General features: G+C 58.9%; 19 protein-coding genes. 13 read left to right on the forward strand and 6 right to left on the reverse strand.

The features are described 5' to 3' along the window. Positions 1-16: 16 nt before the first annotated feature. From AP059_RS14200 to AP059_RS14210, 3 genes are all read left to right on the forward strand, one after another. Positions 17-628, forward strand: coding sequence for a 3'-5' exonuclease (locus AP059_RS14200; RefSeq protein WP_059763889.1), 612 nt, complete (start codon positions 17-19; stop codon positions 626-628). Positions 629-752: 124 nt separating this feature from the next. Then, positions 753-1,643, forward strand: a complete 891-nt coding sequence (gene yedA / locus AP059_RS14205) for a drug/metabolite exporter YedA (protein ID WP_059763891.1) — start codon at positions 753-755, stop codon at positions 1,641-1,643. 67 nt (positions 1,644-1,710) lie between these two features. Beyond that, positions 1,711-3,048 (forward strand): DEAD/DEAH box helicase, encoded by a 1,338-nt coding sequence (locus tag AP059_RS14210; RefSeq protein WP_059763893.1) that lies wholly within the window; start codon positions 1,711-1,713, stop codon positions 3,046-3,048. A gap of 111 nt (positions 3,049-3,159) precedes the next feature. Here AP059_RS14210 and AP059_RS14215 read toward each other — a convergent pair whose 3' ends face one another. Both AP059_RS14215 and AP059_RS14220 read right to left on the reverse strand, forming a co-directional pair. Beyond that, a complete protein-coding gene (locus AP059_RS14215; protein ID WP_059764034.1) occupies positions 3,160-4,401 on the reverse strand; it encodes a TIGR03862 family flavoprotein in 1,242 nt (413 codons plus the stop codon). A 214-nt stretch (positions 4,402-4,615) separates the two neighbouring features. Beyond that, positions 4,616-5,536 (reverse strand): histone deacetylase family protein, encoded by a 921-nt coding sequence (locus AP059_RS14220; protein ID WP_059763895.1) that lies wholly within the window; start codon positions 5,534-5,536, stop codon positions 4,616-4,618. 91 nt (positions 5,537-5,627) lie between these two features. Between AP059_RS14220 and AP059_RS14225 the strand changes: the two genes are divergently transcribed. From AP059_RS14225 to AP059_RS14235, 3 genes are all read left to right on the forward strand, one after another. Further along, positions 5,628-6,197, forward strand: coding sequence for a GNAT family N-acetyltransferase (locus tag AP059_RS14225; protein ID WP_059763903.1), 570 nt, complete (start codon positions 5,628-5,630; stop codon positions 6,195-6,197). Positions 6,198-6,303: 106 nt separating this feature from the next. Continuing rightward, positions 6,304-7,173, forward strand: a complete 870-nt coding sequence (gene tesB / locus AP059_RS14230) for an acyl-CoA thioesterase II (RefSeq protein ID WP_048362412.1) — start codon at positions 6,304-6,306, stop codon at positions 7,171-7,173. Beyond that, positions 7,170-7,760: an HAD family hydrolase gene (locus tag AP059_RS14235; RefSeq protein ID WP_059763905.1), complete on the forward strand. Its 591-nt coding sequence runs from the start codon at positions 7,170-7,172 to the stop codon at positions 7,758-7,760. Before tesB ends, AP059_RS14235 begins: the two co-directional genes overlap by 4 nt. A 48-nt stretch (positions 7,761-7,808) precedes the next feature. Here the strand turns inward: AP059_RS14235 and AP059_RS14240 are convergent, their stop codons facing one another. Both AP059_RS14240 and ypfJ read right to left on the reverse strand, forming a co-directional pair. Further along, complete coding sequence (locus tag AP059_RS14240; RefSeq protein ID WP_059763907.1) at positions 7,809-8,795, reverse strand: hypothetical protein; 987 nt, start codon at positions 8,793-8,795, stop codon at positions 7,809-7,811. Then, a complete protein-coding gene (gene ypfJ, locus AP059_RS14245) occupies positions 8,796-9,686 on the reverse strand; it encodes a KPN_02809 family neutral zinc metallopeptidase (RefSeq protein ID WP_048401413.1) in 891 nt (296 codons plus the stop codon). A 226-nt stretch (positions 9,687-9,912) separates the two neighbouring features. Here ypfJ and AP059_RS14250 point away from each other — a divergent pair, with 226 nt between their 5' ends. The 7 genes from AP059_RS14250 (at position 9,913) to AP059_RS14280 (ending at position 19,753) form a co-directional block, all read left to right on the forward strand. Beyond that, positions 9,913-10,419, forward strand: a complete 507-nt coding sequence (locus AP059_RS14250; RefSeq protein WP_059764036.1) for an RNA polymerase sigma factor — start codon at positions 9,913-9,915, stop codon at positions 10,417-10,419. An 86-nt stretch (positions 10,420-10,505) separates the two neighbouring features. Next, positions 10,506-11,522: a FecR family protein gene (locus AP059_RS14255; protein WP_059763909.1), complete on the forward strand. Its 1,017-nt coding sequence runs from the start codon at positions 10,506-10,508 to the stop codon at positions 11,520-11,522. A gap of 164 nt (positions 11,523-11,686) precedes the next feature. After that, a complete protein-coding gene (locus tag AP059_RS14260) occupies positions 11,687-14,467 on the forward strand; it encodes a TonB-dependent receptor (RefSeq protein WP_059763911.1) in 2,781 nt (926 codons plus the stop codon). Positions 14,468-14,563: 96 nt separating this feature from the next. Next, positions 14,564-15,193, forward strand: coding sequence for a heme acquisition protein HasA (locus AP059_RS14265; RefSeq protein WP_059763913.1), 630 nt, complete (start codon positions 14,564-14,566; stop codon positions 15,191-15,193). Between the two features lie 158 nt (positions 15,194-15,351). Further along, entirely contained in the window at positions 15,352-17,106 is a 1,755-nt protein-coding gene (locus tag AP059_RS14270) for a type I secretion system permease/ATPase (protein WP_059763915.1), read from the forward strand. Continuing rightward, a complete protein-coding gene (locus tag AP059_RS14275; RefSeq protein WP_059763917.1) occupies positions 17,103-18,428 on the forward strand; it encodes an HlyD family type I secretion periplasmic adaptor subunit in 1,326 nt (441 codons plus the stop codon). Before AP059_RS14270 ends, AP059_RS14275 begins: the two co-directional genes overlap by 4 nt. After that, positions 18,425-19,753: a TolC family outer membrane protein gene (locus tag AP059_RS14280; protein ID WP_059763919.1), complete on the forward strand. Its 1,329-nt coding sequence runs from the start codon at positions 18,425-18,427 to the stop codon at positions 19,751-19,753. Before AP059_RS14275 ends, AP059_RS14280 begins: the two co-directional genes overlap by 4 nt. A 287-nt stretch (positions 19,754-20,040) precedes the next feature. Here the strand turns inward: AP059_RS14280 and trmA are convergent, their stop codons facing one another. Further along, positions 20,041-21,129: a tRNA (uridine(54)-C5)-methyltransferase TrmA gene (gene trmA / locus AP059_RS14285; RefSeq protein WP_059763922.1), complete on the reverse strand. Its 1,089-nt coding sequence runs from the start codon at positions 21,127-21,129 to the stop codon at positions 20,041-20,043. Beyond that, positions 21,126-22,421 carry an NCS2 family permease gene (locus tag AP059_RS14290; RefSeq protein ID WP_059763924.1) on the reverse strand — a complete coding sequence of 432 codons (1,296 nt, stop codon included), beginning with the start codon at positions 22,419-22,421 and terminating at the stop codon, positions 21,126-21,128. Before AP059_RS14290 ends, trmA begins: the two co-directional genes overlap by 4 nt. Positions 22,422-22,517 lie beyond the last annotated feature (96 nt).

Genomic DNA, 22,517 nt, shown 5'->3' on the forward strand with positions numbered 1-22,517 from the left:
ACAGGATTGACCTCGTTTGGAACGTATCGCCGTCATCGACTTTGAAACCACAGGCATCTCCCCGAGCAGTACCTGCCGGGCCACCGAAATCGCGGTGGTGATTCTGGAGCAAGGGCGCATCGTTGAGCGCTATCAAAGCCTGATGAACGCGGGCGTACGCGTACCGGGCTTTATCGAGCAGTTGACGGGTATCAGCAACGCCATGTTGCGCACCGCGCCCTCGGCAGAGCAGGTGATGAACGAGGTTAACGAGTTTGTCGGTATCACCCCTTTGCTCTCGCACAATGCAGCGTTTGACCAAAAGTTCTGGGATTTCGAGATGGGCCGCATCAAGCGCACCCGTTTGCAGAACTTCGCCTGTTCGCTGTTGCTGGCGCGCCGTTTGATGCCCCAGGCGCCCAACCACAAGCTGGGGACGCTCACCACCTTTGCCGACTTGCCCCACACCGGCAAGGCTCACCGGGCGATGGCCGATGCCGAGATGGCAGCTAACCTGACCACACACTTGGCTGAGCAACTGCGCCAGCAGCACGGGTTGCGCGAGCTCAACCACGACCTGTTGCGCAGCTTGCAAAAAGTGCCTGCGGCCAAAATCAACGAGCATCTCAAGCGCTATCGCGGGTTTTAAACACCCTGCCTGCCTGTAAGAGCCGCCAAAGTGTACGGCCACTTTTGGTGCGTTCTGTTACTTCTGCTGATAGCGACTCTTGTCTACACTTCCCGGTCCCCTGCCTTTGCCTTTGAGCTGAACCATGCCTGCCGCACGTCGTTTCCCGCTGCAACTGATCGGTGCTTTTTTTGCCTTGTACGTGATTTGGGGGTCGACCTACCTGGTGATCCGCATCGGTATTGAGTCGTGGCCGCCGCTGATGATGGCCGGGGTGCGCTTCCTCGTGGCGGGCAGTTTGATGTATGCCTTTATGCGCTGGCGCGGTTCACCTGCACCGACGTGGGTGCAATGGCGTTCGGCGGCAATGATTGGTTTTCTGTTGTTGGCGTGTGGCAATGGCGGCGTGACCCTGGCCGAGCATTCGGGCGTTGCCTCGGGGGTCGCGGCACTGGCCGTGGCCACGGTGCCGCTATTTACCTTGTTGTTCGGTTACTTCTGGGGCGCGCGTAACACGCGTCTGGAATGGGCGGGCATCCTGCTCGGCTTGATCGGCATCGGCATGCTCAACCTTGGCTCCAATCTGCAAGCCAGCCCAGTGGGCGCGGCGATGATCCTGTTTGCGGCGGCGGCCTGGGCTTTTGGTTCGGTGTGGAGCCGCCACCTGCCGTTGCCAGCAGGGCCGATGGCCAGTGCGGCCGAAATGCTCACCGCCGGGGTCGTGCTGTTGGCCGGTAGCCTGTTGAGCGGTGAGCGCATGACGCACATGCCCACCGCCGCGGGTTGGGGCGCCTTACTCTATCTGGTGTTCTTTGGCTCGATCATCGCCTTCAGCGCCTACATGTACTTGCTCAAAAACGTACGTCCGGCAGCGGCCACCAGTTATGCCTACGTCAACCCCGCCGTGGCGGTGATGCTGGGCATCGCGTTTGCGGGTGAGACCATTGGCGTGGAGGAGTGCCTGGCGATGGCGGTCATTATCAGTGCCGTGGTGTTGATCGGTTTGCCGCAGTGGCGTAAGCAGAAACCCGTCTGAATTAGGGTAAACTGCGCGCCATTGCAACCTATGCACCCACGCGCTGACCTTTTTCGACGGTATCCCCATGACATTCGCCACCCTTGGCCTGATCGAACCCTTGCTGCGCGCCCTAGAGACGCTCGGTTACCAGACGCCCACCCCGGTTCAGGCCCAAGCGATCCCCGCAGTGCTGGCGGGCCGCGACCTGATGGCCGCCGCCCAGACCGGCACCGGCAAAACCGGTGGCTTTGCTCTGCCGCTCCTGCAATTGCTGACCATGGAAGGCCCGAAAGTGGCCAGCAACTCTGTGCGTGCCCTGGTGCTGGTGCCCACCCGTGAGCTGGCTGAACAGGTTCACGAAAGCATTCGCCAGTACGCCGAACACCTGCCTTTGAGCACCTACGCGGTGTACGGCGGTGTGAGCATCAACCCGCAGATGATGAAAATGCGCAAAGGCGTCGATGTACTGGTCGCCACGCCGGGTCGTCTGCTCGACCTGTATCGTCAAAAGGCGATCAAGTTCAACCAACTGCAAACCCTGATTCTCGATGAAGCCGATCGCATGCTCGATCTGGGTTTCAGCGAAGAGCTGCGTGACATCTATCGCGCGCTGCCTAAAAAGCGTCAAACCTTGCTGTTCTCGGCCACCTTCTCGGATGCCATTCGCGCGCTGGGCGAGCAAATGCTCGACAACCCGCTGAGCATTGAAGTCAGCCCACGCAACGTCGCGGCCAGCAGCGTTAAACAGTGGGTCATCCCGGTCGACAAAAAGCGCAAACCCGAGCTGTTTCTGCACTTGCTGCGTACCCAGCACTGGAAGCAGGTGCTGGTGTTCGCCAAAACCCGTAATGGCGTCGACGAGCTGGTGGGCAAACTACAGGGCTTGGGCATCAACGCTGACGGCATTCATGGCGACAAGCCACAAGCCACGCGTCAACGTGCGTTGGACCGTTTCAAGGCCAGCGAGGTGCAGATTCTGGTAGCCACTGACGTCGCGGCCCGTGGTCTGGACATCGAAGACTTACCGTTAGTGGTTAACTTTGACCTGCCGATCGTGGCTGAAGACTACATCCACCGTATTGGCCGTACCGGCCGTGCCGGGCAAAAGGGTGAAGCGATTTCGCTGGTATGTGCCGATGAAGTGAACATGCTCTCGGCCATCGAGATGTTGACCCGCCAAACGTTGCCGCGCCACGAAGAGCAAGACTTCGAGCCAGAGCACCGTGTGCCTGAAACCGACGCCTCGGGCCAAGTGATCAAAAAACCGAAGAAGCCGAAAAAGCCGAAAACCTCGGGCGGTGGCGGCAAACGCAACTTGGGTAAGTGGGTCGACAGCGGCGAAGCGGCCCCGGCCGAACCTTCGGTGAAACCTGTGCGTAAAGTGCCCGTTTTCAACACTGGCCCGCGTAAGCGCAAACCTTAAGGGTTGAGCGAATTTAGTAGCAATTTACGAAGGCTGCGTGCGGCGACGCAGCCTTCGTAAAGCCAGAACGCGCGGTCTGCCACCCAGACCCTGCGTTCAGGCATTACGGGGTTAAGGTTTGACTTTCAACCAGCGTAAAACCCCCCACCCGGCGGCACGGCCACTGGCAAAGCAGCCCGTGAGCAAGTAGCCGCCGGTGGGGGCTTCCCAATCCAGCATTTCCCCCGCGCAGAACACGCCGGGCAATTGCTTGAGCATCAAGTGTTCGTCCAGCGCTTCAAACGCCACGCCACCGGCACTGCTGATGGCTTCGTCCAACGGGCGAGCCTTGACCAGTTTCAGCGCTAACGCCTTGATCGCCTCGGCCAATCGCGCCGGGTCATTGAACGCGTCAGCGGGTGCCAACTCGCGTAACAGCGCCGCTTTGACGCCATCCAGACCCAACTGGCTGTGCAAATGTTTGCTCATCGAACGTGAGCCGCGCGGCTTGGCCAGGGCGGTTGCCACTTTATCCACAGGCTTGCCCGGCAACAGGTCAATGACCAGTGTGGCAACCCCGTGTTGGTTGATCGCTTCGCGGATGGGCGCGGACCACGCGTAAATCAAGCTGCCTTCAATCCCGGTGGCCGTGATCACGCATTCGCCCAAGCGCGGGCTGTGATGCTCCAGGGCAATGGCAATGTTCTTGAGCGGTGCGCCAGCAAATTTGCTGCGCAGCACCTCGCTCCAATCCGCCACATCGAAGCCGCAGTTGCTGGCTTGTAACGGCGCCAGCGTCACACCGCGCTCGGCCAGCCACGGCATCCACGCCCCATCCGAGCCCAGGCGGGCCCAGCTGCCGCCGCCCAAGGCCAGTAATACGGCATCAGGCCTGAGCTGTTTTTCACCTTCCGGGCTGCCGATACGCAATGTGCCATCTGCCTGCCAACCCAGCCAGCGATGGCGGGTGTGGATAACCACACCGCACTCGCGCAAACGCTTGAGCCAGGCGCGCAGCAGGGGGGCTGCTTTCATGTCGGTGGGGAACACTCGGCCTGAGCTGCCGACAAAGGTCTCGATGCCCAGATCATGGATCCATTGACGCAAGGCTTGGGCATCAAATGCCTGTAATAGGGGTGCCATCTGCGGCGAACGCTCAGCGTAGCGCGATAAAAACGCGGGCCAGGCTTCGGAGTGAGTGATGTTCATGCCGCCCACTCCGGCGAGCAGAAACTTGCGGCCTACAGAGGGCATCGCGTCGTACACATCCACCCGCACGCCAGCCTGACTCAGCACTTCAGCGGCCATCAGCCCGGCCGGGCCACCGCCAATGATGGCGACATGAAAGGGAAGGGGCGTGTTGGTGTCAGTCATGGCGAGCTGCAAATCGGCGAAATAAGCGCTGCATTCTACCTGACCATGCTTCATATCTCCCCTAGCCGCTGGCGCAGGCGGCTACGCAGTGTCAGGTATGAGCTGTACGAAAAACATACAGTGCTCTACACGCCTTGTTTCATATGGCCTGCAACGGCTTTCGCTCAGGTTATCCACAGGCAGTTCCACAGGCATTGTGGGTAACAATCACATATTAATGACAACCGTATGACTCCCAGACGTGTTGTGCGCTGTGATGCAAAATCCCGTGCCGTCGCGCCAACGCCTTGCGGTCTTTGCTGTAACCACCGCCAATCACCCCGACCACCGGTATATCGCGGCCCAGACAATGGCGCATCACCGCCACATCGCGCGCGGCGACGCCAGCGTCGGTCAGCTTCAAATAACCCAGCGCGTCATCTTGATGCACGTCGACCCCAGCGTCGTACAGCACCAGGTCTGGTTGATACAGCGGCAACAGATAATTGAGCGCTTCGTCGACCACTTGTAAGTACGCCGCATCACCCATGCCCATCGGCAACCCAATGTCCCAATCACTTTGCGCCTTGCGCGCCGGAAAATTCTTCTCGCAGTGCAGGGAAACGGTAATCGCATCAGGCGTATGTTCAAGAATTCGGGCGGTGCCATCACCTTGATGCACATCGCAGTCAAAAATCAGTACCCGATTGACGCGCCCGCTTTCCAGCAGGTAACGGCTGATGACCGCTAAATCGTTAAAGATGCAAAAGCCCGCGGGGTGATCGTAATGCGCATGATGAGTACCGCCGGCCAAATGGCAGGCCAACCCATGCTCCAGTGCCTGCTCGGCGGCGAGCAGGGAGCCGCCCACGGCGCGAATCGTCCTGCGCGCCAGGGCTTCGCTCCACGGCAAGCCCAGGCGCCGCTGGTCTTCGTGGGCCAGTTCGCCAGCCATGTAACGCGCGATATACGCCGGGTCATGGGCCAGCGCGAGGATATCCACAGGGCATAACGAGGGGCGTAGCAGGTCTGCATCACAGGTCAGCCCGGTTGCAACCAGGTGATCACGTAGCAAGCGGAATTTATCCATCGGGAAGCGATGCTCAGCCGGGAACGGCGGGCTGTAATCATCGTGATAAATCAGCGGTAAAGGCATAGTGATTTCATGTAGGAGCGAGCGCCGGATCTTATCAGCGCGGTACACTGCCCGACAGATGAAAACCCGCGTAACCCATCGGAGGAGCCAGATGGAGCAAATTCAGGAACTCGAAAGCGCTCGTCTGCGTCTGCGTCCCTGGCGTGACACCGATTTGGCGGAGTTCGCTGCCATGTGCGCCGATCCGCAGGTCATGCGCTATTTTCCAAAGTCTCTGAGCCGTCTTGAAAGCGCCTCGGTGATTGGTCGTTTTCGTGGTCATTTTGCCGAACACGGCTATGGGTTTTGGGCGGTGGAACGCAAAGACACGGGTGCGTTTATTGGCTTCACGGGCCTGTCGCAGATCGGTTTCAAAGCGCATTTCGCCCCGGCTGTCGAGATCGGCTGGCGCCTGGACCCCAAACATTGGGGGGTGGGTTACGCCAGTGAGGCGGCGTGGGCGGTATTGCGTTGTGCGTTTGACCGGCTGGCGCTGGATCAAGTGGTTTCATTTACCACTGAGGCCAACGTGCCATCACAGAAAGTGATGCAAGCCATCGGCATGCAGCGTGATATGGCCGGTGATTTTGAACATCCGGGGTTGGAACCGGGTCATCCGTTAAGCAAGCATGTGCTCTATCGGATCAGCCGCGCTCAATGGCTGGAAACACTGCACGGATAAGCAGGCAAATGACTTTCAAGTTGTAGGTTAAGTGGCAAGTGCCAAATTTTTGTTGGCCGTCGCAACGTAGAGTGCGCCGGCATTGCTCTGTGTGAGGAAAATCTGAATGAGCCAAGTGTTGGATGATCTGGTCAACCTGCTGACCCTGGAACCGATTGAAGAGAACCTCTTTCGCGGCCGCAGTCAGGATTTGGGCTTTCGCCAGCTGTTCGGCGGTCAGGTGCTGGGCCAATCGCTGTCCGCCATGAGCCAGACGGTTGAAGACGCTCGGCACGTGCACTCGATGCACGGTTACTTCTTGCGCCCCGGTGATGCGGGACTGGCGGTGGTGTATCAGGTTGACCGTGTGCGCGATGGCGGCAGTTTCAGCACGCGTCGAGTGACGGCGATCCAGAAGGGCCAGCCGATTTTCACCTGTAGCGCCTCGTTTCAGTACGACGAAGGCGGCTTTGAGCACCAAACCACCATGCCCGACGTGGTCGGCCCGGAGAACTTGCCTTCCGAGCTTGAGATCACGCGTCAGCGCGCGCATTTGATCCCCGAAGCCATGCGCGAAAAACTGCTGTGTGCCAAGCCCATCGAGTTTCGTCCGGTGGTCGGTGAAGACCCGTTCAACCCCAAGGTCAGCGATCCGGTCAAATACGTGTGGTTTCGCGCCGATGGCGCATTGGCCGACACGCCAGCGCTGCACAAATACCTGCTGGCCTACGCCTCGGACTTCGGTTTACTGACCACCTCGCTGCTGCCGCACGGCAAAGGCGTATGGCAAAAAGACATGCAAGTGGCCAGCCTCGACCACGCGCTGTGGTTCCATGCGGACCTGCGTGCCGATGACTGGTTGCTCTACGCAATGGACAGCCCGTGGGCGGGCAACTCGCGCGGGTTCTCCCGTGGCAGCGTGTATAACCGGGCTGGCCAGCTGGTTGCGTCAGTGACACAAGAAGGTTTGATTCGCCATCGCAAGGACTGGGCATGACGCTTAAGAACATAAAACACTGGGTATTCGACATGGACGGCACGCTGACGGTGGCTGTGCATGACTTCAAGCTGATTCACCGTGAGCTGTGCATTGCGGACGACGAAGACATCCTCACCCACCTTGCGGGCTTACCGCCTGCTGAGTCGGCCGAGAAGCATGCCTGGCTGCTCGAACACGAGCGTGAACTGGCGCTTGCCTCGACGCCTGCGCCGGGCGCGGTGGAGCTGGTTCTTGATTTGCATGAGCGTGGTGTGCGCTTAGGGGTGTTGACCCGCAATGCCCAAGAGCTGGCGCGCATCACCCTTAAGGCGATTGGCCTGGAGCAATGCTTTGCGGCGCAAGACGTATTGGGGCGCGACAACGCTGCGCACAAGCCCGACCCGGACGGCTTGCTGCAATTGGCCAACGCGTGGGGCGTAACGCCTGCACAGATGGTGATGGTGGGGGATTTTCGCTTCGATCTTGAGTGTGGTCGTGCAGCGGGAGCCCGGACAGTGCTGGTCAACGTGCCGCAAAACCCGTGGCCCGAACTGACTGACTGGCACGCCAAAGACTGCTTTGAGCTACGGCGCTTATTGGCCTGACAGACTGGGAGCTTTTGATCTTGAAAGCTCACAGCCTGCGGGACTGTCCTACTGCCCAAACAATGCTTTTTGCCCCTCGGGCGAGGTGAACATCTGATCGCCGTTGTGCCCAACCCCCGGCACTTCAACCAAACGCTGGTGCAGCCCCTGCGGATGGCGCTGGGTTAAAGACGCGAAATAATTCTTGCCGCGGACCAGCCTGAAAGCCCCTTGAGCCTCTGCCTCGCAGCTTTTATCCAGCGCAGGGTGATTGGGGTCGATGTCGTTGGCACCCAATAGATAGGTGACGTCCCGCTCAACGTACGACGCTTCCAGCTGATGGTGTTTTTGCCCTTCGGCATAGGCAGGCAAGTCGTTGAGCCCGTACTTCCAGGTATTGAACCCAGGGCAGGTGGCAGCATCGAACGTCGCAACGGGCCGCTGTTTGGTGAGCCAGGCGTAACTTGACGGGTTGGCGATTACGTAGCGCACCTTGATCCCGTCGGCCTGCAACGCCTTGTCCGCCCGGGTGGTCAGCGCATAACGCTGTACCACTTGCGCACCGCCGGAATGCCCCGCAATCACCACCTCGCGCAAGGCCGGGAAACGCGTGCGGTCATTGAGCTGGTTGAGGATCTGATCCAGCGCAGTATACGAACTGAGGGGCGCAGGGCTGATGGCGGGCTGCCCGCCCATCCAGTCGTTCCCTTGCCAGCGCAACACCGCGTCCGGCAAGCGATGCCGCGTGTTATCGCGCTCATTTAAAAACTGTGGGGCGATAATCAGCGTGGTGGACAGCACCCCGGCTTGCGCCGCCGCTTGCTGCGCACTGTGCAAATACGTCTGGGCGTTGCGTAAACGTCCGTGAATCACAATCACTGCCCGTTGCACCTCAGGCAGAGGGTGCTGCCAGTCTTGACTTAAGCCAATGCTCAACTCGCCGGGGTTGAGCGCAAGGCGTTCAGGGCTAAGCGCTTTCACCCCGTGTTCAGCGGCCTGCGCCGTGGTGCAGGCGGCCAGTAACACGATCCATGACACCAAACCCCGTGCACCCATTTACAACCTCGCTGCCGAAAAGGTGTCGCATTGGTTGATGTTGCCCTGCGCAAAGCCGGTCTTGAACCATTTAACCCGTTGCGCCGAGGTGCCGTGGGTGAACGAGTCCGGCACCACACGGCCTTGCCCTTGTTGCTGCAAGCGATCATCGCCGATGGCGTTGGCCGCATTCAAGGCTGACTCGATATCCCCCGGTTCCAGCCAGTTCAAACGCTTTTGCGCCAAATTGGCCCACACCCCTGCCAGGCAGTCGGCTTGTAGCTCCTGACGTACCAGCAGGCCGCCGTCACCTTCCATGCGTTTACCTTGCTGACGGGCCATCTGCATCTTGGATGACACGCCCAGCAGCGTTTGCACGTGATGGCCTACTTCATGCGCGATCACATACGCCTGCGCGAACTCGCCGGCGGCTTGAAAGCGTTGAGCCATTTCCTGGAAGAAACTCATGTCCAGATAGACCTTTTGGTCGGCTGGGCAATAAAACGGACCGCTGGCCGATGAGGCGAAGCCGCACGCGGAGTTGATCTGGCCGCGAAACAGCACCAGCGTCGGGTCTTTGTAGGTTCGACCGGCCTGTTGAAACACCTGGCGCCAGGTGTCTTCGGTGTCGCCCAGCACGGCGCGCACAAACTCGGCTTGTTGGTCGTTGGCGGGGGGCGCATGCCCGGCTTGCTGAGTGACTTGCGGGGAGGATTGCTCGCCCAGTTGCCCGCTCAGTTGCCCGAGGATTTGCATCGGGTCCTGTCCGGTCAGCAGACCGAAGCCCACGATCACGACGACGGCGATCAAACTCAAGCCCTTGCCACCACCGATGCGCATCCCGCCGCCTCCGGTGCTTTGATCGCGCACGTCTTCCACGTTGTCGCTACGTCGGCCTTTTTTCCAAAGCATGGAGGTTTCCTCTGTAAATCTTGTTGGTAAGTGTTGTTGCTGAGTAGGAGCTGCGCCAGCCCGGTCGTCAGACGTTCTTCCAGTGACCGCAAAGTATGGCACTTAGTGCGCAGCCGTCGCAGAACTGAGTGGGCCTGCCTGCGCACGGGACGCTAATTTCAATTGAAAATCATTCTCGACAAAAAGTAAGATGGCGCCCCCTTCCTTCATGCGTCAGGGAGTCAGTTTGTCGGATATGGACCTCAAGGGCTTGTTCATCAAGCATGCCAGCACCCTGCGCGGGTATTTGGCGCGCAAGGTACGAGACCCGCAACTGGCTGCCGATCTGGTTCAGGAAAGTTTCCTGCGCATGGCCGAGCATGGGCGCAAACACACCATCGACAACTCCCCCGGCTACCTCTACCGCACGGCGCGCAACCTGCTGGTGGATCACATTCGTCAGGAAACCCGACGCAAAACAGACTCAGTGACCCATGAGGCATTGGCTCAAATCGAGGACGAACTGGCAGGGCTGGAGGCCCAGGCGATGGCTGAACAACAGCGCATGGCGTTAAAACAGGCATTGGCGCAGTTGCCTGAACGCACCCGGGAGATATTTAGGCTCAACCGGATCGAAGGCATGACCCACGCGGAAGTGGCGCGCCACCTTGAAATTTCTGACAGCTCAGTGCAAAAGCATCTGTCGAAAGCATTGGCTTATGTCATGCAGCGTTTGCAGTCGCCGGAGTCATAACTTTCCTACATGTCGACGAATGGTTTACTGAGAATCTTCAGGCAAGACGTCACTGCTTATACATAACGAGAAATTGAGATTCACACGTGAATAGCCAAGGCCCCGAACAGCAAACCATTACTGAGGCGGCCGCCGAGTGGGCGGTGCGCTTGCACGCGGGTGCGTTGAGTGAAGAGGCGCAGCTGCACCTGAGCCGCTGGCTGGCGGCCGATGAGCGCCACGCGCCAGCCTTGCACTTCGCACAACAGACGTGGGCCGCATTGGGCGAGTTGGCGCTAGAGCCTGACGGGGAGCAGACCGTGGCTCATCGTTTGCGTCCTGAATCGCCCCGCACGGTGCCTGCCTCAGTGGCTCGACGGCGTCGACCGTTGCGCAAGGTAGGGCGCGCTGTCGCGCTGTCCGTCCTCATCGCTGTAGCGTGGGTCAGTGGCCCGGGCTTGCTGGTGCACATGCAGGCGGACTATCAAACCGGCACCGGCGAGTTGCGCACGGTGCAACTGGATGACGGCAGCTCGGTTGAGCTGGATGCCTCCAGTGCAATCCGCATCGACTATGACACGCAGCAGCGGCGTATCAGCCTGTTGGCGGGGTCCGCCGTGTTTGATGTGGCGCCCATGGGCGAGGCCGAAAACCGGCCCTTTGTCGTGCAAAGCGCAGGAGGCCAAACCCAAGCCCTGGGCACACAGTTTGTAGTGGGGCGCGAGAGCGGCAATCAGGCTTGGGTTGGTGTGTTGCAACACAGTGTGGCAGTCAGCCTGCAAACACCTCCCGCCAACGGTGCAGCGAAATACGTGCTCAAAGAGGGGCAAAGCGCCCGTTACAGCCAGGCCGACGGTGTACAACCGTTGCCGGAGTTCGACCTGAGTGCTGCTACCGGTTGGCGACGTGGCGTGTTGGTTTTTGACCGCCAGCCGTTGGCGCAAGTGATTGAGCAACTCAACCGCTATCGCCCCGGTCAGATCGTATTGGCCAATCCCTCCTTGGCCAATCGGCAGGTTAGCGGCGTCTTCCGCCTTGAAATGCTCGACAGCGCGCTGCATACGCTCACCCGTGAACTGCACGTAAAACGCGTCGAAGTGGCGGGCCTCAGCCTGATTTATTGATCACCGTGCAGGCTGCGATTTTGTGGTTCTTAAAGGCCGCGGCCTGCCTGTTTCGCCCATTTGAAAATTAATCGCAAAAACCGTTACTGACTTTTCCCCTGTTGTTCGTCTTGCTATTGAGATTCATTCGCAAAGCAAATCGTGCACGCTTGGGGATAACAATAATGGTGTTCAATCAGCGCAAAGGTATCGGGGCCGTAAGCCGGTTAGCCTTTGCAGTTCATGTCGGTGTATTCGCATTGTTAGCCGTGCAAGCGCCGCTACAGGCCGCGCAAACAGTCAGCAGTGCGGTCCGGCAAGCGTTTATAGCCTTCCATATCCCGGCGCAGCCGCTGGACAAAGCGGTACTGCAATTCGCCGAACAGGCGGGTTTGCAGGTGCTGTTCGACACCCAGATGTTGCAAGGCCTGCACGCTCAAGCGCTCAAAGGCGACTTCGGGGTTCAGGAAGGTCTGGCGCGACTGGTGGGCAATAACCCGATTGAATACCGTTTTACCGGTGAGCGCCAAGTCACCCTAACCCGTGTGAGCGGCGACCTAAAAGGCGCGCTGGCACTGGGCACCACGTCAATTTCTGCCAGTGAGGCCGAAGGCAATAGCGCGGATTGGGTGTACCAGACCCCCGAAGCGGTGTCGGTGATTACCAGCGAGCAAATCAACAAGCGCGCGCCACGCCACACGGCTGACATGCTGGAAGAAACCCCGGGCGTGTACACCGCCGTGGACCAGCGTGACCCTGGGCTGTCAGTCAATATTCGCGGATTGCAGGACTATGGCCGGGTCAACATGAACGTGGATGGCATGCGCCAGAACTTCAACGTTAACGGCCACCAGCATCGCAATGGCGTGATGCTGATCGACCCGGAAATGATCTCCAGCATCGAAATCGAAAAGGGCTCTCAGTCCGGGATGGGCGGTGCGGCGGTACTGGGCGGGATCGCCACCTTCAACACCCTCCAAGCCAGCGAGTTCCTCAAAGACGGCAAAGAGTTTGGCGGCCGTATTCGTGCGGGCAGCGGCATTGGTGAAATGGGCAACGGCACCTACTTCAACGGCGGTGGAGTCTTTGCCTTCGGTAACGACATCGGTGACGTCCTGTTTGCCTACAGTGAGCGTCACTTCGGTAACTACCGCAGCGGTCGGCAGAACGCCGATAACCTGGGGCGTGAAATCAGGGTCAAGCAATCACGTCGTGAAGCCTGGAATGACTGGCTGAAAAGTGAAGTGGGGGATGCCGGCAGTGTGACGCGCTCGCAGATGGCCAAGTTCGGGCTCAACCTGGCGAACGATCAGCGCGTGCAATTCACTTACTTGAACACCGACAGCGACAGCAATGACTCGTGGACCTACGCCACCTCTGACCAGAAGGGTTACGACTATGTGCGCCACAGCAAAAACAATTTGGGCACCGTCAACTACGCCGTTGACTACAGCTTTAACCCGGACAACGAGCTGATTGATTTCAAGAGCAAGCTGTATTTCGTCAGCACGGAGCTTGTTCGTGCCAACGCCCGGCATAACGCCACGCCCGATAACGCCTTTGGTGCTTACAAGGATCGGTTTCGTACCGACACCTGGGGCCTGCAAGCCCAGAACACGTCGCTGTTCAACTTCGACACCTTCGGCCAGTTGAACTGGACCTATGGCCTGGAAATGTATCAGGACACCTTCAAGCCCAAGACCGGCAAAGTCGCCGCTAAAAATGAAGTCACCCTGCCTTATATCGAGGGTGCTGACCCTGCGGGCAAGCGGGGCATGGCCAGCCTGTTCAGCAACCTGCAATACGACTATGACGGTTGGCTGACCGTCAGCGGTGGTCTGCGTTATGACCGTTACCGGCTTGAAGGCGAAACGGGCATGACCCAGTACCGCAAAAAAGTCATCCGCCACCAAAACGGCGTAGAAGTGATCGGCAGTGGTCCGGCCGTGCGGACTGAAAACGTCTATGACATAGATCGTACTCAAGGTCAGTTTTCCCCCACCTTCGGCCTGGCAATCAAGCCGGGCGTGGACTGGTTGCAGCTCTACACTCACTGGGGCAAGGGCTGGCGCCCACCCGCCGTGACGGAAGTGTTCATGACCGGTCGCCCCCATGGCGGTAATGCGCCTGAGCGGGTATTCCCCAACCCGTTTCTAAAGCCTGAAGAGTCCCGCGACTGGGAAGTTGGTTTTAATATTTTTAAAGAGTCTTTGTTTTTCAATAATGACCGGTTAGGCATGAAAGTGTCTTACTTTGATAGCCGCGTCAAAAACTTTTCGTTTATGCAATACGGCATCATGCTGCCCGAAGAAACGGCATCGGGTAATTTTGGGGACCTGGCCTACGTTAATAGTTTGAGTGACACAAACTTTCGAGGGGTTGAGTATCAACTCAACTATGACATGGGGCGTATGTACACCAATCTCAGTTATACGCACATGATCGGGAGTAACGACTTTTGTTCTAAAAACTACTTCATGGGCGGCGCCAAGAAGTTTGGGAAAAGGCTAAAGAGTAGCTATGAACGTTTCCAGTTACCTAATGGACGGTGGAGTTTACGTTCGGTGCATGAAACTGAATGGCTGGATGATGATGACCGCAACAATAAGGTCAGTTGCGGCGGTGTGATGGGGGCTGCTGCCTACATGCCGGCAGACCGTGGTTCATTGACCGTGGGTGCGCGGTTCCTTGAGCGACGTCTGGATACGGGAGTTCGTTTGCGTTACAGCCCCGGTAATGGATCGGATATTAATACCCATAACTATGCCAACCTTGAGCAAGCGACGTGGCCCAAGTACAGCGTGTATGACCTGTATGCCAGCTACTGGGCAACCGATGCCTTGAACCTCACGCTGGTGTTGGAAAACGCCACGGACGAGGCCTATTTCGTGGCCATGGGCGATGCCAATAACTTGAGTTTGGCGCGTGGCCGCACCCTGAGTGGCATGCTGGAATATAAGTTCTAACGTCGCAGACGCAATTTAAAAAGTTTTTGTTCATGTCGAGCAAAAGGCGCACTCGAATGCGCGGTATTACTAACTCTCCAAGGAAAAGGTTTAGGTATGACTATTTCAATTACTTACAATTCTGCATTTGGTGCATTCTCTGTTCAGGATGCTTTGAGTGCATGGTCGACCGGGTTTAATACTGCCGGTCATGGCACGGGTAATACGGGGGGCTTTAATACCGGAGGGCGTGCAATGAGCGGCGAACAATATGCCACCCACGGTGCCAATAGCTCGGACTATGCATTTATTGCCGGCAGCGACACCGATAACGGCCTGAATTATGTATTCAATCCGAAAATCTCCCCTGGCGATAACATGAACCATTATCTGTGGGGTGAGTTGGATACCGTGACTTTGGGCTCGGGTCTAAATGGAGGCAATGGCGCCCATTTTGGTCTGGATGACTTCACGGCTTCCTTCAACGGCCTCGACCTCTCCGCCGCCAGCGACGCAGGCCGTGCAGGCAACGCCGTACAGGACGTGATCTACGGCTTGATGAAAGGCAACGTTGCGGGTCTGGAAGGTGCACTCAACAACCTGCTGAGTGAGTTTGGCCTGTCTACCGAATCCACCTTCGACGATTTGGCAGCGGCTGGCCTGGCTCACGCCGATGCACCGCTGGCGGCCGACATCGGTCTGGTGGGTGTGCAAGACGTGGCCCAAGACTGGGCGTTGGCGGCGTAACACCCGCCTGGTTCTTGTCGTTGCTGCCCAACGCTGAAGGCGCCATACGCTGGAGCGACCTTCGCGCCTGACGCAGCCACTGCAAGAGCACCGTTATGCCGCGCACGCTCCCCCCGGTGTGCGCGGTTTTGTTGGTTCTTCGCTCACGGAATACCTTCATGACCCGGCCCAAAGCCCACGTCGCCAATGAGATGCTGGCTGCCTTGACGGCCTACAAGCGTGCATTTTTCAACATCGGGCTGTTTTCGGCCGTGATCAACTTACTGATGCTGGCACCGGCGCTGTACATGTTGCAGGTGTACGACCGGGTGCTGGCGTCGGGCAATCAAATGACCCTGTTGATGCTGACGCTGATGATCCTCGGCCTGTTTGGCCTGATGGGCGCGTTGGAATGGGTGCGTAGCCAGGTGGTGATCCGCCTCGGCACGCAAATGGACATGCGCCTGAATCAACGGGTGTACGACGCGGCCTTTGAAGCGCAGTTACGCACCGGTAGCCCGGCCGCCGGGCAGGCACTGAACGACCTGACGAGCTTGCGCCAGTTTGCCACCGGTCATGCGTTGTTCGCCTTTTTCGATGCGCCGTGGTTTCCGGTGTATCTGTGCGTGATTTTCATGTTTAGCCCCTGGCTCGGGTTATTGGCGCTGGGTGGCGCCGTGGTGCTGATGGCGCTGGCGTGGATCAATCAGCGGGTGTCGCGAGGTCCGTTGAAAGCCGCCAGTGAACTCTCGGTCGAGGCGACGCAACAGGCCAGCGCGCACCTGCGCAACGCCGAAGCGATAGAGGCGATGGGCATGCTCGACACGTTGCGCGGGCGTTGGCTGGCGCAGCACACCGCGTTTTTGGCGCAGCAGAACCTGGCCAGCGAAAAGACTGCGACCGTCACGGCCTGGTCCAAAGGTGTGCGTTTGGCCCTGCAATCGCTGGTGCTCGGGCTGGGTGCATGGCTGGCGGTGCAAGGGCAAATCACGGCGGGGATGATGATTGCGGGTTCCATCCTCATGGGCCGGGTGCTTGGCCCTATCGATCAATTGATTGGCGTCTGGAAGCAATGGACCTCAGCTCGTCTGGCCTATCAACGCCTCGAAGCCCTGCTGCATGCCCATCCCCCGCGCGCCGCGCGCATGGCGTTGCCTGCGCCACGCGGTGAATTGTCTGTCGAGCACTTGGGGGCCAGTGCGCCGGGTACGCGCCGCGCCACGCTGGCCAACCTGAGCTTTAACCTGCCGGCCGGGCACGTGCTGGGGATCATTGGGCCTTCGGGCTGCGGTAAATCCACGCTGGCGCGGTTGCTGGTGGGTGTCTGGCAACCGCTGAGCGGCAAAGTACGACTGGATGGCGCCGATCTAGCGCAATGGGACAAGCACCAACTCGGGCCGTATCTGGGCTATTTACCACAGGACATCCAGCTGTTTGCCGGGACCATCGCGCAAAACATCGCCCGCTTCGCAGAGGTGGACGCCGACAAGGTATTGGCCGCGGCGCAAATGGCCGGGGTGCATGCGCTGATTCTGCAACTGCCCGAAGGGTACGAAACCCGCCTCGGCGAGGGGGGTGCCGGGTTATCGGGGGGGCAGAAACAACGTATCGGTCTGGCACGGGCCCTGTATGGCTTGCCCGCGGTAATCGTGCTCGATGAGCCTAATTCCAACCTGGATGAAGCGGGAGAACAGGCGTTGTTGCAGGCCATTACCCACCTCAAATCCCTTAAGCGAACGTTGATTTTGATTACTCACAAACCCAATGTCCTGACCCTCACGGACCAACTGTTGATCCTGCGCGACGGGCAACTGCAAGCTTTTGGTCCAACAGCCAAGGTGCTCGGTACACCCGCACCGGTCAAAGCCCCTGCGCCGAAACCGGCGATGAATGTGAGTTACCACCTTGGCACGGCGCAGGCGGGTAAAGCATGAGCCGTTCAAACGTAAAACCGGTGGACAGCAACGTATTGCAACTGGACGACACCCGTTATTCGCGCCTGGGCTGGCTGCTGATGCTCGGGGGATTTGTCGGGTTTTTAGGGTGGGCGGCCTTCGCCCCTTTGGACAAAGGCGTCGCCGTGTCAGGCAAAGTCATGGTGTCGGGCCACCGCAAAGTGGTGCAACACCCCACGGGCGGGATCGTTGAACGAATTGATGTGCGCGATGGCGACAAGGTCACGGCCGGGCAGGTACTGATCCGCCTTAAGGAGACGCCGCTGCTGGGTCAGGCGCAATCGTTGCGCAGCCAGTTTTATGGCGCGCTGGCCAGTGAGGCACGACTCAATGCCGAGGGCGATGGTGCTGCGAATGTGACCTTTCAACCTCAGTTGCTGACGCTCAAGAACGACCCTGAAATTGCGTCAAACCTGGCGTTGCAACGGCAGTTGTTCAGCAGTCGGCGTCAGGCGTTACTGCTCGATCAGCAGGGCATAGGTGAAAGCATTGCGGGTGCCGAGGCGCAATTGCGTGGGGTGCGAGACTCACAGGCCAATAAAGTGCTGCAACGCAGCGCCCTCACCGAGCAATTGGCGGGCCTGCGCGAACTGGCCCGTGATGGCTACATCCCGCGCAACCGCCTGCTAGACAGTGAGCGCGTGTATGCGCAAGTACTGGGTTCGATCAGCGAAGACTACGGCCGTATCGGGCAATTACAGCGTCAAGTTCAGGAAATGCGTCTTAAAATTCGTCAACTGGCCGAGGAGTACCAGAAAGAGGTGCGCACGCAATTGGCTGAGACCCGTGTACGCACCCAAGACCTGCGTAACCGGCTGGCCTCGGCAGAGTTTGAACTGGCCAACAGCCAACTGCGCGCCCCGGCATCCGGCATCGTTGTGGGGCTGGACGTGTTTACCGAAGGCGGCGTGATCAAACCTGGCCAGGCATTAATGGAAATCGTGCCCCAAGGCGAGCCTTTGCTGGTCGAAGCACGAGTGCCGGTTGAGCTGGCAGACAAGGTTCACGCAGGGTTGCCGGTTGAGCTGATGTTCTCTGCTTTCAGCCAAAGCACCACACCGCGGGTGGCGGGCGAAGTCACGCTGGTGTCGGCGGACCGTCAAGTGGATGAACGCACCGACGAGCCGTATTACACCTTGCGTGCCCAAGTCAGTGAAGCCGGTATGGCGCAACTGGCCGGGTTGCAGATTCGCCCCGGCATGCCGGTAGAAGCCTTTGTCCGTACAGGCGAGCGCTCGATGCTCAATTACTTGTTCAAGCCGTTGCTCGACCGTACGCACATGGCGATGGTGGAGGAATGAGCGCGCGTCGATTGAGTGCTGCCTTATTGATCGTCTGCGTGATCTCGACGGGATCGGCTCACGCGTTGGGTTTACTGCAAGCGTACGACTTGGCGGTGCATAACGATCCGACCTTTCAGGCCGCGATCCAAGAACGGGCGGCAGGGGAGGAGAACCGCGCTCTCGGTCGTTCCGCGTTGTTGCCTACGTTGACGTGGAACTACACCAACTCGCGTAACGACTCTGAAGTGACCCAGGCCAGCACCCGTACAGACCGCGATTACCGCAGCTACGCTTCGACTCTGACCTTGCAACAACCGCTACTGGACTACGAAGCGTATGCCCGCTTGCGACAAGGTGCGGCGCAGGCATTGTTTGCCGATGAGCGTTTTCGCAGTAAAAGCCAATACCTGTTGGTGCGGGTATTGAGTGCCTACAGCCAGGCGTTGTTGGCGCAGGAGCGCATTGAACTGAGCCGGGCGCAGAAGCGGGCCTTTGCCGAGCGCTTGCAACTCAATCAGCGCTTGCTCAAAGGTGGCGAAGGCACGCGCACCGATGTGCTGGAAACCCAGGCACGCCTGAGCATGGCCGTGGCGCAAGAGATCGAGGCGCAAGACGACCAGGACGTTGCCTTGCGTGAGTTGGAGGCGATGCTCGGTGAGCCGTTACAAGTGGATCAACTTGATCCGTTGGTGGCGCATTTCAATATTCAGCCGCTGGAGCCTCAGCGGTTTGAAAACTGGCGCGAGTTGGCACTGGCCAATAACCCTGAACTGGCGTCGCAGCATCATGCACTGAATTCGGCTGAGTACGAAGTGGAGCGTAAGCGTGCCGGGCATTTTCCTAAACTCAGCCTGTACGCCAGCAGTCGACAGACCAGCTCGGATTCTGAAAGCACCTACAACCAGAAGTACGACACCAACAGCGTGGGCATTCAACTGAGCGTGCCGTTATTTGCGGGCGGCTCGGTATCAGCATCGACGCGTCAGGCGGCGCGGCAATTGTCCCAGGCGCAGTACGAACTGGACGCGCAGACGGCGACAACATTGGTAGACCTGCGCAAGCAGTTCAATCTCAGCAGCAGTGCGGCGGCCAAAGTCCGGGCTTATGAAATGGCAGTGGAGTCAGCCAGTGCGCTCGTGCAAGCAACGTACAAAAGCGTACGCGGTGGTGAGCGGGTCAACCTGGATGTGCTGGATGCCGAGCAGCAGTTGTTCAGTGCCAAACGCGACTTGGCCGAGGCGCGGTACGCCTACTTGCTGGCGCGTGTGCAACTCAGGTACTACGCGGGGTTATTGAACGAAGGAGATTTGCAGCAAATGGCGGGCTATTTTCAACGATCTTGAAGGGTGCAGAGCGCTTGCGTGAAGCAAGCGCGCACCTACAGGATCCGCGTAAAACCCTGCGAGCACGATGTATCAGATATGCCGCAGTGGTCAGATGAACGACCGCTACGCGCATCGCAGCCTCGTGCCTCGCCAGCGTCTACAAAGCACGCAGCCCCGTCACGTTTGGAAGACAGAAAATGTAGCCGCTGACGAGGCACGAGGCTGCGATCGGGCGCGTAGTGGCCGTAAAGCCATTCTCGATCTGGTGTAACAGGTACACCGCGCTTATCAGCCTCGCGAAGCGTTTACCGGCGAACCAACAACACACCCGATTCCATGTGGTGCGTCCACGGGAATTGGTCAAACACGGCACAACGCTCAATGCGGTGAGTGTCATGCAGTTGAGCGATGTTTTCGGCCAGGGTCAGCGGGTTGCATGAGATGTACAGGATATTGTCGAAGCGACGGGTCAGCTCGCAGGTGTCCGGGTCCATGCCTGCGCGCGGCGGGTCAACAAAGACGCTCCCGAAGTCGTAGCTTTTCAGGTCAATGCCGTGCAAGCGGCGGAACGGACGCACTTCATTCAGGGCTTCAGTCAACTCTTCGGCCGACAAGCGCACCAGGGTGACGTTATCCACAGCGTTGTCGCTAAGGTTGTTCAGTGCGGCATATACCGAGGTCTTGCTGATTTCGGTGGCCAGCACTTTGCGCACACGGGTGGCCAACGGCAAGGTGAAGTTGCCGTTGCCGCAATACAACTCCAGCAGGTCATCCGCCCGTTCGCCCAAAGCGTCGTACGCCCAATTGAGCATCTTCTGGTTGACCGTGCCATTAGGCTGAGTGAAGGCGCCTTCCGGTTGTTGATAACTGAAGACACGGCCAGCGACTTCGAGCTTTTCTACGACGTGATCGCGACCAATGACGATACGCTTGCCCTTCGAGCGGCCAATGACACTGATGTCGAGGTCTTTGGCCAGTTGCTCGGCGGCCGTTTGCCAGTGCTCGTCCAGCGGGCGGTGATAGCACAAGGTGACCATCGCATCGCCCGCCAGCGTGGTTTGGAACTCGACCTGAAACAGCTTGTGGCTCAGGGCCGAGCTGGCTTTCCAGGCGGCCTTGAGCTGTGGCATCAGTTGATTGATGCGCAGGCTGGCAATCGGGAAGTCTTCGATCAGGATTGGCGTACGTTTATCTTCTGGGGCAAACATCGCGTAGTGACGCTCGCCACCTTCGCGCCACAAGCGGAACTCGGCGCGCAGGCGGAAGTTTTTCAATGGCGAATCGAACACTTGAGGTTCTGGCGCATCGAACGGCGCCAGCAACTCGCGCAGGCGGTTGGCCTTGGCCTCCAGTTCTACGGCGTAAGTAGCAGAATCAAACGGCAAGGCACTCATGCGTTAAACCAACCCAACTTGACCACGAACAGAACCGACAGAATGATCAGCGGCGCGTTCAGCTCGCGTGCGCGGCCCGACAGCAACTTGATCACGGTCCAGGAAATAAAGCCGAAGGCGATGCCGTTGGCAATGGAGTATGTAAACGGCATTGCCAGTGCGGTGATGACCACCGGCGCGGCGACGGTCACGTCATCCCATTCGATTTCAGCCAGGCCACTCATCATCAATACGGCCACGAACATCAGGGCAGGCGCGGTGGCGAATGCCGGTACGCTGGCCGCCAGTGGCGAGAAGAACAGGGCCAGCAAGAACATGATGCCGACCACGATGGCAGTTAAACCGGTACGGCCACCGGCGCTCACGCCCGCTGCCGACTCGATGTAGCTGGTGGTGGTCGAGGTGCCGAGCAGTGAACCGGCCATGGCCGCCGTGCTGTCAGCGATCAGGGCACGGCCCATTTTCGGCATGTGGCCGTCTTTGCCCATCAGGCCCGCGCGCTTGGCAACCCCGATCAGGGTGCCGGAGTTGTCGAACAGGTCGACGAACAGGAAGGCGAAAATTACGCTGACCAGCCCGATGTCCAGCGCACCCTTGATGTCCAGTTGCAGGAAGGTGGGGGCCAGCGAGGGCGGCATCGACATCACGCCACCGAACTCGGTCACGCCCATGACGATGGAGGCCACGGTCACGCCCAGAATGCCGATCAGCACGGCGCCGCGTACTTTCATGGCTTCAAGTGCCACGATCAGGGCAAAGCCCAGCGAGGCGAGAATGACTTTGGGTTGGGTCAGGTCGCCCATGCCGACCAGCGTGGCCTTGTTGGCCACCACGATGCCGGCGTTACCCAGTGCGATCAGCGCCAGGAACAAGCCGATACCGGCTGCAATCGCCGAGCGCAGGGGCAGCGGAATGCTGTTAATGATCCATTCGCGGATGCGGAAGATCGACAACAGAAAGAACAGCACAGCAGAAATGAAGACCGCACCCAGCGCCACTTGCCAGGTGTGGCCCATATGCAGCACCACGGTATAAGTGAAGAAGGCGTTCAGGCCCATGCCCGGTGCCAATGCAATCGGGTAGTTGGCGATGATGCCCATGATTGCTGAGCCGATGGCGGCCGCCAGACAGGTCGCGACAAACACCGCGCCTTTATCCATGCCGGTTTCGCCCAGAATGCTCGGGTTGACGAACAGGATGTAGGCCATTGCCAGAAACGTGGTGATACCCGCAAGAATCTCGGTCCGCACGTTGGTGTTGTGTGCCTTGAGTTGAAACAGCCTTTCCAGCATGCCAGTCCCCGTGGCGCCCCAGGCGCCGTAATTAAATCGTGTTCAACAGCAAAGCACAGACTTTGAACGCCTGAAGATTTTCTGTCTGTCGGAAAA

It is taken from the genome of Pseudomonas sp. TAA207 (genome assembly GCF_001529285.1).
Lineage (GTDB): Bacteria > Pseudomonadota > Gammaproteobacteria > Pseudomonadales > Pseudomonadaceae > Aquipseudomonas > Aquipseudomonas weihenstephanensis.